Origin of the sequence: Mucilaginibacter terrenus, from assembly GCF_003432065.1 — a bacterium.
Taxonomy (GTDB): domain Bacteria; phylum Bacteroidota; class Bacteroidia; order Sphingobacteriales; family Sphingobacteriaceae; genus Mucilaginibacter; species Mucilaginibacter terrenus.
In genome coordinates, this window is sequence record NZ_QWDE01000002.1 from 963,569 (window position 1) to 977,904 (window position 14,336).

At 44.9% G+C, this 14,336-nt stretch carries 14 protein-coding genes; 10 read left to right on the plus strand and 4 right to left on the minus strand.

Going from position 1 to position 14,336, the window contains the following annotated elements; all coding sequences use genetic code 11:
• Positions 1-3 precede the first annotated feature (3 nt).
• The gene (locus DYU05_RS14990) at positions 4-1,530 is read right to left on the minus strand and encodes a bifunctional GNAT family N-acetyltransferase/carbon-nitrogen hydrolase family protein (protein WP_117383905.1); all 1,527 of its coding nucleotides are present in this window, start codon (positions 1,528-1,530) and stop codon (positions 4-6) included.
• Positions 1,531-1,577: 47 nt separating this feature from the next.
• Positions 1,578-1,985, minus strand: a complete 408-nt coding sequence (locus DYU05_RS14995) for a DoxX family protein (RefSeq protein WP_117383906.1) — start codon at positions 1,983-1,985, stop codon at positions 1,578-1,580.
• Between the two features lie 165 nt (positions 1,986-2,150).
• Here DYU05_RS14995 and hemA point away from each other — a divergent pair, with 165 nt between their 5' ends.
• From hemA to DYU05_RS15050, 10 genes are all read left to right on the plus strand, one after another.
• On the plus strand, positions 2,151-3,377 hold the full coding sequence (gene hemA, locus DYU05_RS15000) for a glutamyl-tRNA reductase (RefSeq protein WP_117383907.1): 1,227 nt from the start codon (positions 2,151-2,153) through the stop codon (positions 3,375-3,377).
• Positions 3,378-3,948: 571 nt separating this feature from the next.
• Positions 3,949-4,269, plus strand: coding sequence for a hypothetical protein (locus DYU05_RS15010; RefSeq protein ID WP_117383909.1), 321 nt, complete (start codon positions 3,949-3,951; stop codon positions 4,267-4,269).
• A 129-nt stretch (positions 4,270-4,398) separates the two neighbouring features.
• Positions 4,399-5,973, plus strand: coding sequence for a hydroxymethylbilane synthase (hemC, locus tag DYU05_RS15015; RefSeq protein WP_117383910.1), 1,575 nt, complete (start codon positions 4,399-4,401; stop codon positions 5,971-5,973).
• 76 nt (positions 5,974-6,049) lie between these two features.
• Positions 6,050-7,021 carry a porphobilinogen synthase gene (gene hemB / locus DYU05_RS15020; protein WP_117383911.1) on the plus strand — a complete coding sequence of 324 codons (972 nt, stop codon included), beginning with the start codon at positions 6,050-6,052 and terminating at the stop codon, positions 7,019-7,021.
• A 98-nt stretch (positions 7,022-7,119) separates the two neighbouring features.
• Positions 7,120-8,430 (plus strand): glutamate-1-semialdehyde 2,1-aminomutase, encoded by a 1,311-nt coding sequence (gene hemL / locus DYU05_RS15025; protein ID WP_117383912.1) that lies wholly within the window; start codon positions 7,120-7,122, stop codon positions 8,428-8,430.
• A 67-nt stretch (positions 8,431-8,497) separates the two neighbouring features.
• The gene (locus DYU05_RS15030; protein ID WP_117383913.1) at positions 8,498-9,367 is read left to right on the plus strand and encodes a sensor histidine kinase; all 870 of its coding nucleotides are present in this window, start codon (positions 8,498-8,500) and stop codon (positions 9,365-9,367) included.
• Positions 9,368-9,382: 15 nt separating this feature from the next.
• On the plus strand, positions 9,383-10,087 hold the full coding sequence (locus DYU05_RS15035) for a response regulator transcription factor (RefSeq protein ID WP_117384021.1): 705 nt from the start codon (positions 9,383-9,385) through the stop codon (positions 10,085-10,087).
• A 3-nt stretch (positions 10,088-10,090) separates the two neighbouring features.
• Entirely contained in the window at positions 10,091-10,612 is a 522-nt protein-coding gene (locus DYU05_RS15040) for a tetratricopeptide repeat protein (protein WP_117383914.1), read from the plus strand.
• Positions 10,613-10,703: 91 nt separating this feature from the next.
• Entirely contained in the window at positions 10,704-11,729 is a 1,026-nt protein-coding gene (gene hemE / locus DYU05_RS15045; protein WP_117383915.1) for a uroporphyrinogen decarboxylase, read from the plus strand.
• A gap of 113 nt (positions 11,730-11,842) precedes the next feature.
• Positions 11,843-12,376, plus strand: coding sequence for a CopD family protein (locus DYU05_RS15050; protein WP_117383916.1), 534 nt, complete (start codon positions 11,843-11,845; stop codon positions 12,374-12,376).
• A gap of 21 nt (positions 12,377-12,397) precedes the next feature.
• Here the strand turns inward: DYU05_RS15050 and DYU05_RS15055 are convergent, their stop codons facing one another.
• Both DYU05_RS15055 and DYU05_RS15060 read right to left on the minus strand, forming a co-directional pair.
• On the minus strand, positions 12,398-12,880 hold the full coding sequence (locus DYU05_RS15055; RefSeq protein ID WP_117383917.1) for a hypothetical protein: 483 nt from the start codon (positions 12,878-12,880) through the stop codon (positions 12,398-12,400).
• Positions 12,881-12,995: 115 nt separating this feature from the next.
• A complete protein-coding gene (locus tag DYU05_RS15060) occupies positions 12,996-14,264 on the minus strand; it encodes a metal-dependent hydrolase family protein (protein WP_117383918.1) in 1,269 nt (422 codons plus the stop codon).
• Positions 14,265-14,336 lie beyond the last annotated feature (72 nt).

Genomic DNA, 14,336 nt, shown 5'->3' on the forward strand with positions numbered 1-14,336 from the left:
TTTTTATATCTTTTTACCGTTGAACATAATGCCATATATATCTGTCCGGCGGTCCTTTAGGTTTTGTACGCTGCCATATTCATGCAAGGCATCCAATACAGAAAGGTCTACGTCGGCTATCACAATCATTTCTGTGTTTGGGGTAGCCTCGGACTGGATACCGTTAGTTGGGAAACCAAAGTCTGACGGTGTAAATACTGCCGACTGCGCATAGCTGATGCCCATATTGTTTACGTTAGGCAAGTTACCAACACATCCTGCAATGGCTACGTAGCACTCGTTCTCTACAGCCCTAGCCTGTGCGCAGAACTTCACGCGGTTAAAGCCATTTTGCGTATCGGTAAGGAAAGGTACAAACAGTATCTGCATATCCTGGCTGGCTAAAATGCGGGAAAGCTCCGGGAACTCCACATCATAACAGATGAGTATGCCGATTTTTCCCGCATCGGTATCAAAGGCTATCACTTCGTCGCCGCCGCGCATACCCCATGAGCTAATCTCCGACGGGGTGGGGTGTATCTTGGTGGTTTTTTCCATGCTGCCGTTGCGGCGGAACAGGTAGCTTACATTGTAAAGTGAGTCTTCTTCTATCTCCGGCATGCTGCCGGCGATGATATTAACATTGTACGACACCGCCAGTTTAGAGAATGCCTCAATAATTGGCTGAGTAAACTGTGCCAGCTCGCGCATGGCCTTTGCCGCGTCAAGGTGGTTATACTCTGCCATCAGCGGGGTATTGAACAACTCGGGGAATAGCAGGAAGTCCGACTGGTAATCGCTCACTGCATCAACAAAGTACTCGGCATGTTTTAGCAGTTCGCTTATGTTATTAAAAGACCGCATTTGCCACTGCACCAACCCAATACGTACAACAGTTTTGTTGTTGATGACAGAACTAACTTCTTCATAATATACGTTGTTCCACTCTATAAGGGTAGCAAAGCCTTTAGAGCGGCTATCCTCCGGCAGGTAGTTACGCAGTATTTTACGTACGTGAAAGTCATTGGCTAACTGGAAGGACAAGGTAGGGTCGTATATCTCTTTATACTTTACCTTGTCTATATACTGCCGTGGGGTAAGGTCATTCTGGAATTTTTGGTAGTTGGGTATACGGCCGCCTGCAATTATACTCTTGAGGTTCAGTTTTTCGCAAAGTGCTTTACGTGCCTCGTACAAGCGCCTTGCCAGGCGCAATCCGCGGTATTTTGGGTGTACAAAAATGTCTATGCCGTATAACACATCGCCTTTATCGGTGTGTGTTTTAAAGGTGCTGTCGCCCGTAATTTGCTTGTAAGTATGGTTGTCGCCAAACTTATGATAGTCGACTATAATGGCCAGCGCGCAGCCAACCACCACATCGTTTACAGTTACGCATATTTGCCCCTCAGGAAAAAGTTTTATCAGCTTTTTAATCGAACCGGCGTCCCAGTAATCCTCATCCATATCGAGGTAAGCCGACTTCATTGACTTTTTGAGCTCCTGGTAATCCTGCACGTCCAGGTTACGCAGTTCTATACTTTGCACGTCCATGAGTGGGTAACGGCATCGGCTTACATTTGTTTGTAATAAGCTTTAAGTTAGCGGCTAGCAGATTGGGTTGCGGGTTTATTCGGCAGGCTGTGCCACCACGCCCACAGTATAAGGAAGGGTTGTAATAACACCAGCCTTATCCAGGCTATTGTTGGGGTTACTGTTAAGCTGCCTAATTGCAGCGGCGCGTCTTTAACCATTTGGATGTGCACGGGCAGAAAGGCCAGCAGCATAAGTATTATACCGTAACAGGCAACCTTACGGCTTTGGGGGCGTATTGCTAATAACGCAAAAACAATTTCGGCAATGCCGGCAGCAATATTAAGAACAGCCGGATATGGTAAGTACCCCGGTATGATGCGAATGTATGATTCCGGGCTGCGAAAGTGGTTAAGTCCGGCGATAAAGTAAAAAATGACCAAAATCACTACACTGATTTTTTTAAATATTTTCATTTTTGCGAACATTTATTGTTAAAAACGGAATAATCTTAGATTAAGATGGATGTTTTTATGAAAACATCTTAATTTATAACCATTCTAAATACCTCTGTTTGACAAAGCCTTGACATTGCATCATTAGAGGTATAGTATTTTTGTTGGGTCGAAATTTATACTGCTTTGAAGTATTTAAAGGTAATAGCTTTTACGCATAAACAAATTGAGCTGAAGGAATTGGGGAAGTTGGTGATGTGCCAGGAAAACCTTACTGATAAGCTGCATGATGTTAAACAACGTTTCGGCATCAACGAGATGTTCTATCTCGCTACGTGTAACCGTGTGGAATTTGTGATGACCACGCCACAAAAGGTTGACAAAGAATTTGCCCATGAATTTCTGGACGCCATGCAAATGGGCTTGTGCCACCACTCTATGGGCAACTTTACCAATGCGGCTTCTATTTATGAAGGGCACGCGGCCATGGAGCACCTTTTACGTACCTCTTGCTCGCTGGAAAGTTTAATTGTAGGCGAAAAAGAAATTTTAGCCCAATTGCGTAAAGCTTATGAAAGCGGCAGGGAAGCTGGCCTTACAGGTGATAAGCTTAGGCTGATAATGGAGTGTGTTGTAAAAACTGCCAAAGAAGTTTATACACATACCAATATCTCTAAAAACCCTATCTCGGTAGTATCATTAGCTTACCGCAAACTTAAGGACCTTAAACTTTGCTCTAACGCCCGTATCCTTATCATCGGCGCAGGCGAAACCAACCGCAATATTTCAAAATATCTTCAAAAACATAAATTCAGCAATTTTTCTGTATTCAACCGTACGCTTAGCAAGGCTCAGCAATTAGCTAACGACCTGGGCGGAGAGGCCTTTGAACTGGAAGAGTTGAAAAACTATAATAAGGGGTTTGATGCCATCATCACCTGTACATCAGCCGTTGAGCCTATTATAACACCGGAGATTTATACATCGTTACTTAACGGCGAAACCGGTAAAAAAACCATTGTAGATCTTGCCATACCTAATGATACTGCACCTGAGGTGTTACAGCAGTTTGATGTAAACTTTATAGAAGTACACTCGCTTAACGAAGTGGCTAAAAAGAACCTGCAGGAACGCTATCATGAGCTATCCAGCGCGGAAGCCATTATCGAGCAGAACATTAACGAGTTTTTGGTGATGCTTAAGCAACGCAAGATAGAGCTTGCTATGCGCCAGGTGCCTGAGAAGATCAAAGAGATCCGCAATAATGCAGTGAATACGGTGTTTGCCGATGAAGTGCAAAGCCTGGATAAAGAATCGCGCGAGATCCTCGAAAAGGTGATCAACTACATGGAAAAAAAATATATCAGCGTGCCTATGATAATGGCAAAGGATATATTGATCAACAACAACTAATTTTCATTTCGTTTTTTGTCTGTTTTGATATCTTTAGGACTGATTTATCCTGAGATGTTTGAAACTGTTACTGTAGATGAAGCCCTTGCGCGTGGTAAAAGAACTATCAATTACCCGGTGCTTGTCATAACGTTTGGCTGTATATTCCTTCCTTTTATCCTGATGCCAATTTTTGATCTGCCTGGCTGGACGGCTGTACCCGGGTTTGCAGCAGGGTTTCTTTTAGCTTGGCTATGGTGGAGTATAACGATAACCCAATGGCGTATTTGGGCATTTGATAATGTACGCAATGTGCATGAATTGAAAAGCGCGCTATCAAACAAAAGTTAATCTGGCCGGATGACAGTTTTTTCAATAAGACAGAAATATGGTCAAAAGAGCAGAAATTAAAGTGGCAGGATCTGCAGCAAAAGTTTAAACAGCAGGATATATTTCATGATGACCTTACTATAAGCGCGGAAACACTGATATATTATTCGAAAATTAAAGCCGGCTTATTATTAGGACTGGGACTTGCCCTCGCGTCGTTTGGATTACTCGGGTTTGAGAACGGGGAATTTATAAATGGGCCGTGGCAGCTTTCGGACTGGTGCTTGCAATTATGGGTTACAGGCAGCTGGCGAACAGGTCTCCGCAATTGATTTTAACAAATGAGGGCGTTACCACGTCAAAAGGCGAGCATTACCGCTGGAGCGAGATTACGGATGAGGATACTAAGGTAGTTCGTCATGGTAAAAGTTCCAGTACCTATCTTACCTTCTATATAGGTGGAGAAAAACGAAGTATTGAAATCAATGAGTATGATGTATCGGCAACCAAGTTAGACCGCCTCTTGAGGGTGTACCGCGGCCGGCACGAAAATAAAATCAGGACAACCGAAAGGATTTTCTAATTGGCAGCCAAGTTATTTTACCCGTACCTGGCGCTGATTACGTATTCAAGTCATTTTCCTGCAATTCATTCAATTCCATTCCCTAAGCTTACTATAAAAATTTAAATTTGCAGGAAAAACAAAACCCCTTTGGACAGAAAGATAATCATCGGAACACGCGGCAGCGAACTTGCTTTATGGCAGGCCAATTTTGTAAAAGACCAACTTGAAGCACTGCACATTGCTGCTGATCTTAAGATCATTAAAACACAGGGCGACCGTATCCTGAACCTGAGCTTTGATAAGCTGGAGGGTAAAGGTTTTTTTACCAAAGAACTTGAAGAAGAATTATTGGCGGGCACTATAGATATTGCCGTGCATTCGCACAAGGACCTGCCAACAGAAAACCCTCCGGGACTCATTATCGCAGCAGTTTCAGAACGGGAAGACCCGGCTGAACTGTTGTTGATCTTGAAAGACTGTGTAGATGTACGCCAGAAGCTATCCGTTAAGTTTGGCGGACTGGTAGGTACATCATCTAACCGCCGCAAGGCACAGCTGTTATCCTTCAGGCCCGACCTGGAAATAGATGAGCTGCGTGGTAACGTACCCACACGCATAGGCAAACTGCGCGACGAGAAATACGATGCCATTATGTTGGCCAAAGCCGGTGTTAGCCGCCTGGGAATTGACCTGAGCGAATTTCATGTGGAAGAACTTGGTGCAACCGAGTTTATACCTGCTCCGGCCCAAGGTGTATTGGCTATCCAGATAAGGGAGAAAGACCATATCCTTTACGAAGCATTGCAGGACCTTAACCACCCCGATGTTGCCGCAGAACTTGCCGTAGAACGCAACGTGCTGAAGTTGTTCGGCGGTGGGTGCCATTTGCCGTTAGGTGTTTACTGCCGTAAAGACGAGGACAACTACCAGGTGTTTGTAAGCAAAGGTGAGGATGGCGAGGACTTCCCGGACAGGCTGTTCCTTGCAGCGAACACGCTAGACGGGTTGCCCGAAAAGATAGTAGCCAAGTTTGCTAAAGACCGCAAGTTTCCTGGTAAAGTATTTATTTCAAGAGACATTTCAGCAGGCAGCTATTTCCGCCGCGCGCTGGAAAAACATAAGATAGAGATAGAAGCACGCTCGCTGATACGTACCGTACCGGTGATTAACCGTTTTGACAGCTATATACTAAAGAACATTGACTGGATCTTCTTTACCAGTAAGAATGCGGTAGAGTATTTTTTTAAGCTGAACCCGGTGTTCCCTAAAAAAATGAAGTTTGGGGTTATGGGTACCGGCTCTGAAGATATGCTGCGCCGCAACGGCCACTTTGCCGACTTTGTTGGCGAAAGCACTGATACCGCTGATGTTGCTGCAGATTTTGCAGCCATTGCCAACGGGTCGGTAGTATTGTTCCCGGGCGCTGACAATCCAATGAGGAGCATACAACAGGGGCTGTCGTCTGAAACGAAAGTTATTGATCTGCCGGTTTACGAAACGATGCTGGAAGAGAATGTAGAGCCAACAGGTGCCGATGTACTGGTATTTACCAGTCCAAGCAATGTGGAGGCCTACTTTGCCGACAACTTACTGGAGCCGGGCCAAAAAGTGATCGTGATAGGGCGATCTACCGGCAGGAAGTTCGACGAAATGGGTGTTAAGTACATACTGCCATTCTCTCCTGATGAAGTTGGGCTTGCAGAAGCAGTGTTTGGAATATAAAGCCGCATAACCTCTTAAAAGGGGAGTAGTGGGGCTTATCAAGAATTAAATTCCCCTTTAGGGGATGGGGGGCTAAATGTTACAACGACCAAGAAGAAATCGTAAGTCAGAGGTTATCCGCCAGATGGTGCAGGAAACGCATGTAAGTGCGGCTAATCTCATCTTTCCGCTTTTTATTATAGACGGCGAGAATCAAAAGACCGAAGTTGCATCTATGCCTGGCATTTATCGCTACTCTATAGATAATCTGCTGCGCGAGGTAGAAAGCTGTATGAATTTGGGGTTGAAATCTTTTGACCTGTTTCCCAACATCAGCGAAGAGTTAAAAGACAGGTACGCAACAGAAAGCCACCGCGATGAAAGCTTGTATTTGCGTGCTATCCGCGCGGTGAAAAAGGAATTCCCGGAAAGCTGCGTGATAACCGACGTAGCTATGGACCCGTACAGCAGCGACGGCCATGACGGTATTGTAGAGAATGGTGAGATACTGAACGATGAAACGCTGGAAGTTTTAGGTAAGATGGCGTTGGCGCATGCGCGCAGCGGTGCTGATATTATAGCACCCAGCGATATGATGGACGGACGGGTGGGCTATATTCGCCAGGTGTTGGATGATAATGGATTTACCGGTGTATCTATAATGTCCTACTCGGCAAAATATGCCAGTGCCTTTTATGGTCCCTTCAGGGATGCGTTAAACTCGGCTCCTAAGTTTGGTGATAAAAAAACTTACCAGATGAACCCTGCCAACCAGCGGGAGGCCTTGATAGAAGCGAGACTTGATGAAGCCGAGGGTGCCGACTTCCTGATGGTTAAGCCGGCCCTACCGTACTTAGACGTAATTAAGTTATTGAAGGACGATACAGAACTGCCTATAGCTGCTTACAATGTTAGCGGTGAGTATGCTATGGTAAAGGCAGCCATACAAAAAGGCTGGCTTAATGACCAGCGTGCCATTACAGAGGTGCTCATGAGCATCCGTAGGGCAGGAGCAACAGCTATACTAACATACCACGCCAAAGAGGTGCTGGAGAATAAGTGGCTGTAAGCCCCACCCAACCCTCCCCTGAAAGGGAGGGCTTTGAAAAGGCATGTTATAATTTTAATTAAAGTCTCCCTCTTCAGGGGAGATTTAGAGGGGTAAAAATGCAAGTAAACGATATAAGCAGGACCAAGTCTGCAGAGTTATACGAAAAAGCAAAGACCTATTTCCCTGGTGGGGTAAACTCACCGGTAAGGGCGTTCAGGTCCGTGTACGGCACGCCGTTGTTCATAGAAAAAGGCGACGGTAGTCACCTTTGGGATGCCGACGGTAACGAGTTTATTGATTTTTGCGGTTCCTGGGGTCCACTCATTCTTGGCCACAATCATGCTGCAGTTCGCGAGAATGTAATGCGGGTGATGCAAAAAGGCATGTCGTTCGGCGCACCTACCGCTTTGGAGAACGAACTTGCAGAGCTGATCTTAAGCAACAACCGCTTTATAGAAAAACTGCGTTTTGTAAGTTCGGGTACAGAGGCGGTGATGTCGGCCATCAGGTTAGCGAGGGGTTACACAAAGCGCGACAAAATATTAAAGTTTGAAGGCTGTTATCACGGGCATACAGACAGCTTGCTGGTAAAGGCAGGCTCGGGCCTGGTTACTTTTGGTGAGACCTCTTCTGCCGGTGTTCCAAAGCCTTTCGCTGATGAGACCGTTGTAATAGCTCTGAACGACGAAGAAGCGCTGCAAAAGGCGTTTGAAGATTTCAGCGGACAGATAGCTGCGGTAATAATTGAGCCGGTACCTGCCAACAACGGGTTGCTGTTGCAAACTAAAGATTACCTTAACTATTTGCGCGAACTCTGTACGCTGAATGGCACGCTGCTGATATTTGACGAAGTAATATCCGGCTTCCGGGTGGGCTTTGAGGGTGCCGCTGGTTATTACGATATTAAGCCGGATATCATCACCTACGGTAAGATCATTGGTGGCGGTTTGCCGGTTGGTGCTTATGGCGCATCGGCAGAAATAATGGATCACATATCACCGGTTGGATCGGTTTACCAGGCTGGTACCTTATCCGGAAATCCGGTGGCTATGGCTGCAGGTATCGCGCAAATAAGTGAGCTGCTTCAGCCTGGATTTTATGATAAATTAAATGCGAAAACTGCAGATTTTGTATCAGACATCAGGTCGCACGTAGCCGAAAAAGGGTACGAATTAGAGGTATTTACCATAGGGTCGATATTCTGGTTTGCTTTCACAAATCAGGTAAGCATCACCCGTGCAGATCAGATAGATCCGGAAAGTATGCTTAAATTTAAGGCAATGCACCGCGAGCTGATTAATAGGGGAATATACTTCGGCCCATCCGGGTACGAGGTAGGGTTTATATCTGCCGCTCACACGCAAGAGGATTTAGAAAGAACAAAAACAGCTATATTTGATAGCTTGGAGATAGTATTTAGCAATTAGTTGGCAGTTACAGTGAGCAGTTTGCAATAACTGCTCACTGCACATTGCCTGCGGCAAACTAAAAGAAATGAGAAAATCGCTGGTAATATTTTATGCTATCATCATTTACGCAGTTGCGGAATTGATGTGGTGGGGTTATATGCTGGTAAGCCTGCAGCCTCGTCGCTTCGCCATGATCATGGGCGAGGGGTCCATGTTTGTTCTGGTGTTCCTATTTGGTGCATTTCACCTGCACCGGTCCATAAGCAAAGAGCAAAAATTACAGGAGCAGAAAAAAAACTTCCTGCTTTCTGTTACGCATGAGCTTAAATCGCCGCTTGCTTCTATCAAGATACTCCTGCAAACAATCCAGAAACGCGAACTTAACCGCGCGCAGATACTCGACTTTATAGATAAGTCCTTACTTGATGTAGAGCGCTTAGATGACATGGTAGAGAACATGCTGCTGGCATCCAAAATAGATAACCAATCGTACACCTTTCCAAAGGCACAGTTCAACCTATCAATGCTAGTAGACAATATTGTTAACCGCTTGCAAATAACCAAGTGCGACTGCAACCAGCAGATCATTCATTCAGAGATAGAACCTAAGATTGAGATTACCGGGGATAAGTTTGCGCTTACATCTGTAGTAACAAACCTGGTAGAGAATGCTATTAAATATTCTAAACCATGCCAGGCGGTGGATGTTAAGCTTTTCAGTAAAGAGGGCCGGGTTTACCTGCAGGTTGCCGATCATGGCATTGGAATAGCCGATAACGAAAAAACACGTATTTTTGATAAATTTTACCGCGTGGGCAGTGAGGATACGCGAAACACTAAAGGCACCGGATTGGGCCTTTATATAGTTAAAGAGGTGCTGGATAAGCACCAGGCCAGCATAAGGGTGAAAGACAACCGCCCCGCCGGTAGCGTTTTTGAAGTTGTTTTTGCATAACTCAGATTAATTATGATGCCTAACAAAAAAAGAATCCTGTTAGCCGAAGACGAAGAACACTTGTTGGAAGCCATTAAACTAAACCTTGAGCTGGAAGGCTACAAGGTATCTACCGCCACTAACGGTAAAAAAGCGCTGCAGATATTTAAAGAAGAACGCTTTAACCTGGTAATACTTGATGTAATGATGCCGGAAATTGACGGCTTTGTAGTTGCCGAAACCATCCGCCTGGAGAACTCAGAAGTACCTATAATGTTCCTTACCGCTAAGAATACTAACGAGGACAAAATTTCCGGACTAAAGAAAGGTGCCGACGATTATCTTACCAAGCCTTTCAACCTGGAAGAGCTGATCCTTCGTGTGAACAACCTGGTTAAGCGCAGCTTAAAAGGCGACGATCTTAAAGAGTTCAACAGCTACAAGATTGGCGATAAAACCATCCACTTTAATTCTTTTGAACTTATAAACGAGGACGGCAGCATCACCCCACTTACCAAAAAGGAAACTATGTTGCTTAAGTTGCTTATAGAGCGCCGTAATGAGGCGGTGTCACGTGAGCAGATCTTGGAGACTGTTTGGAACTACGATGTGTACCCGTCTACCCGTACTATAGATAACTTCATCCTTACTTTCCGTAAGTATTTCGAACCTGATCCTAAAAACCCGGTGTATTTTCATTCTATCCGCGGCGTAGGTTACAAGTTTACAGACCAGCACTAATTAATGTTTACTAAAAGCGCGCGTATTATAGTTATCGGCTTGTTTGTGGTATTAGTTGCCGTTGCCGTGTACATGCGCGTTTATCAGTTGGCCGGCATATCTGTAATGTTTATTGCGTTGCTGGTTTGGGGCTACTTTAAACAAGGGCCTATAGTACTTGCAGCGAAGCATTTTCACAACAAGGATTACCAGGGTGCCGAGAGGCTGTTAAGGGAAGTAAACCGTCCCGAGTGGTTGAGCAAAAGCAGGCGTGGTTTTTACGAGTTTATTTACGGCGGCGTTTGCCTTGCAAAAAAGGATTACGAGGCTGCAGAGAAACATTACGAAATAGCCGCCCAATACCCGTTACGTACCGCTAACGACCACGTGGCAGCGCTGATGCATGTAGCCAACATAAGTATACGTAATGGTAATTACGACAAGGCTAAGGCCTATTTACAACTGGCAGAAAAACATAGAGACAATATAACTGCGAAAATGAAAGATGTAATGTATCGCGTTGAGCAGGAGCTGAAAAAACACTAATAAATAGAATCAGGAATCAAGAAATAAGAATCAAGAAATAATTAAACGGCTATCTTGATTTTTGACTCTTAATTCCTGATTCTCAACAAATATGAGAGATTCATTAATTATAAAAGCCGCATTTTCAGAAGCAACTGAACGACCACCTGTATGGATGATGCGCCAGGCCGGCCGCTTTATGCCTCAGTATTGGGAAATAAAGAACAAGTACTCCTTCCTGGAAATGTGCAAAACCCCGGAGATAGCTGCGGATGTTACAATGCTGCCGGTAGATCTATTGGGTATTGATGCCGCTATTCTTTTTTCGGATATACTCGTTACCGGTGAAGCCATGGGCGGCGACCTAAGCTTTACCCAGGGTATTGGGCCAAAGTTTGCCAACCCGGTACGTACTCAAAAAGATATAGACGCCCTGCAAACAAACGTAGGCGATAAGCTGCAATATGTTGCCGATGCCATAAAGGTTATTCAGCAACGCTTAAATGGCAGTATACCGCTGATAGGTTTCGCAGGAGCACCGTTCACCGTTATGAGCTACCTGGTAGAAGGCGGATCATCAAAAGACTTTAAGCTTACCAAGCTGATGATGCACAACGAGCCGGCTATGGCTCATCAACTGCTGTCGAAGATAGCCGACGTAACAGCCGATTACCTTAACATGCAAATAGCCGCCGGTGTAAATGCAGTGCAGATATTTGACAGCTGGGCTCAGGCTTTATCATGGGATGATTATACAGAGTTCTCTCACAATTACATCGCACAGATCATTAGCAAATTGAACAGGAAAGATATTCCGGTTATATCGTTCTGTAAAGGCAGTTCGGTATTTGCGCCTTTGATGGCGGAAGCAAAGCCGGATGTAATATCTATCGACTGGAACGTGGATTTGTTAGACATGAAGCGTCGTTTACCACAAGGCACCGCTGTTCAGGGTAACCTGGACCCGCATATCTTATATGCTGATAAAAAGGTTATTAAAGAACGCATCTATCGCCTGTTCGACCGTATGAAGGGTGAGAATGGCTTTATATTTAATCTAGGTCACGGCATTATGCCTGATATCCCATTTGATAACGTAAAGTACGCGATTGACGTTATAAAAGAATATACTTTCTAACTGTAACATAAAAGAGCGTCATTGCGAGGAACGAAGCAATCTCCAGTTAGGCAGACTAACATTCATCTGTGAGATTGCTTCGTTCCTCGCAATGACGAGAAGAAGAAGGGTTTATGTACCAATACGTTTTAGCCATACACATCATCTTTGTGGTCTGCTGGATGGCAGGGCTGTTCTACATGGTACGCCTTTTTATTTACCATACTGAAGCGCAAGCCAAGCCGGAGCCCGCAAGAACCATACTCTCAGAGCAATTTGAGGTGATGGAAAAAAAGCTATGGTGGATAATAGCTACCCCATCCATGTATTTGGTGATTGCAGCCGGCGCGACCATGCTATATCTCGTGCCCGCGTGGTTAAAAGCACCCTGGCTACATGTAAAACTGCTTTTTGTATTAGGGCTGGTTGTATATCACTTTATCTGCCAAAGTAAGATGAAGCAGATGGCTAAAGGTGTATTTAAGTGGACGTCAGTTCAGTTGCGTCTGTGGAACGAACTTGCCACAATAATCCTGTTTGCAGTGGTGTTCATCGTGGTCCTGAAAAATGCAGTAAACTGGATATTTGGCGTTATCGGGATAATCCTTTTCAGCCTTATACTAATGTCAGCGGTAAAGATTTACAAGTATTTCAGAGAAAAGAAGTAAATATCAATTATCGGCCCACCTCTATTCGGTACTTACGCCAGCTATTCTTTTTACGTGGCAGTTCATCATTTCGCTGGCAATTGATGCAACAAGTTCGTTGGTCCAACCGTCTTCACCGGGCGTTAAACATGCAAGCGTTTTATCTTCAGAATTAATTATAAGCACATCCTCTTCGCTAATGTGCTGCATACAAATAGCGGTATAATCAGTTACTCTACGGTAAGTAAAATTGAGGCTATCAAAAGGGACAACTTCTACCACTTGTTTACCCAAAGCAGTTTTGTTAATAAAAGTAACCGTTCCGGCATTTTCATCTATCTCAATCCCAACAAAAAAGGCTACGTCCGACGATGAATACAGGTATCCAATTAAAATACAGACCATAACTGCTGCAGGTATGTGAAACTCCATCTGAAGAAATGCTACGGAAATAATTACAAACGCCGAAGATATACCTGCAGCTTTAGCCATATGATTTGATGGCACCGAATACACCCTGCTCATGGTTGTTGAGTTAAAATTAAGAATATGATTATAATTGGTTAGGAGCAAGCTTGTTAGCACCTCCTTTGGTTAACTTATATAACCATATACGTATAAAGGTACCCGGTTGTTTTTACTATTCTTTTTTGTTGTAAATTATTCCGTTCTTCATTACAAAGGTTACCTGTTTTATGGCTTTGATATCTATCGTTGGATCACCGGCAACGGCAACTATGTCAGCTAAATAACCAGCCTTGATAATACCTGACTCTTTTAACCCGAACACCTCTGCATTTACGGAGGTTGCCGAACGAAGCACGTCTATTGGTTTCATGCCATATTCCTGCATAAGTATCATCTCCAAAGCGTTGTTGCCGTGCGTGAAAACGCCAACATCGCCACCCATGCATATGGTTACACCCGCCTTCAGCGCATCAGTGAACATGCGGTGCTTGTTTTTAACCCCGCCTGGCTCAGCATCTATTCCTTTTTTCCAGCCTTTGTACGTTTGTATAGATTCTGTAGCGGCAAGAGTTGGGCAAAGCGCTATACCTTTTTCTTTCATGAGTTTAAATAGCTCAGGTGTGCCGGCATCGCCATGCTCTATGGTGCTTACCCCGGCTGCTATCGCACGTAGCATACCTTCTTCTGTACTTGAATGAACAACAACCTGCCTGCCCGTACTGCGCGCCACCTGTACGGCTGTTTTTAATTCATCTACGGTAAATGTTGGTGCTGCGGTGTTGTTTACTCCCCACCGGTAATCTGCATAAAGCTTTATAACATCAGCGCCGTGTCCTATCTGCGATCGTACAACCCTCGTAAGCCCTTCGCTGCCATCGGCCTCTTCGGCCCCTTTTATCAGATTTAATTCAGCTACGTCACTTTTAGGACCGTAACTGCCCGTGGCAACAATAGCCCGGGTTGCTACTAACATGCGCGGCCCGGGTATAATCCCTTTGTTTATGGCTGTTTTAAGCCCTGCATCGTCATAGCCGGCGCCTTCGGTACCCAAATCACGGACAGTGGTAAACCCTGCTATCAATGTGGCATTGGCGTGTTGTACAGCACGAGCGGTACGCTCTGCCCGGCTTTCTGTTATCACCTGCTCGTCCCAGCTTGTTTCATTATAAGGATGCAGAAAAAGGTGCGAGTGCCCTTCTATCATACCGGGCATCAGGGTGCTGCCTTTTAGCTCTATCATTTTAGCGGTTGGGGGAACTTTAATTGTTGCAGCATCGCCTGTCGCCTCTATCCGGTTGCCTTTTACCAGTACCCACCAGCCTGTGTGAATTTGTTGCCCGTCGAAAACGCGGTCCGGCTTTAATACGGTGAAGTTGTCCTGGGCGATAGCTGCTGTAAATGCACACAGCAGGCAGGCAATTATGTAGTAGGCTTTTTTCATACAACTAAGATGTTACTGAGAGCGAGCAATGACGCAAGGAAAATTAATTAAATTATTTTATGGTGATGCAAC

Excerpts from the sequence above, each read along its gene's own strand:
- DYU05_RS14990 (WP_117383905.1), bottom strand. The coding sequence starts at position 1,530 with ATGGACGTGCAAAGTATAGAACTGCGTAACCTGGACGTGCAGGATTAC.
- DYU05_RS14995 (WP_117383906.1), bottom strand. The coding sequence starts at position 1,985 with ATGAAAATATTTAAAAAAATCAGTGTAGTGATTTTGGTCATTTTTTAC.
- hemB (WP_117383911.1), top strand. The coding sequence starts at position 6,050 with ATGTTACAACGACCAAGAAGAAATCGTAAGTCAGAGGTTATCCGCCAG.
- hemL (WP_117383912.1), top strand. The coding sequence starts at position 7,120 with ATGCAAGTAAACGATATAAGCAGGACCAAGTCTGCAGAGTTATACGAA.
- DYU05_RS15030 (WP_117383913.1), top strand. The coding sequence starts at position 8,498 with ATGAGAAAATCGCTGGTAATATTTTATGCTATCATCATTTACGCAGTT.
- DYU05_RS15035 (WP_117384021.1), top strand. The coding sequence starts at position 9,383 with ATGCCTAACAAAAAAAGAATCCTGTTAGCCGAAGACGAAGAACACTTG.
- DYU05_RS15040 (WP_117383914.1), top strand. The coding sequence starts at position 10,091 with ATGTTTACTAAAAGCGCGCGTATTATAGTTATCGGCTTGTTTGTGGTA.
- hemE (WP_117383915.1), top strand. The coding sequence starts at position 10,704 with ATGAGAGATTCATTAATTATAAAAGCCGCATTTTCAGAAGCAACTGAA.
- DYU05_RS15050 (WP_117383916.1), top strand. The coding sequence starts at position 11,843 with ATGTACCAATACGTTTTAGCCATACACATCATCTTTGTGGTCTGCTGG.
- DYU05_RS15055 (WP_117383917.1), bottom strand. The coding sequence starts at position 12,880 with ATGAGCAGGGTGTATTCGGTGCCATCAAATCATATGGCTAAAGCTGCA.
- DYU05_RS15060 (WP_117383918.1), bottom strand. The coding sequence starts at position 14,264 with ATGAAAAAAGCCTACTACATAATTGCCTGCCTGCTGTGTGCATTTACA.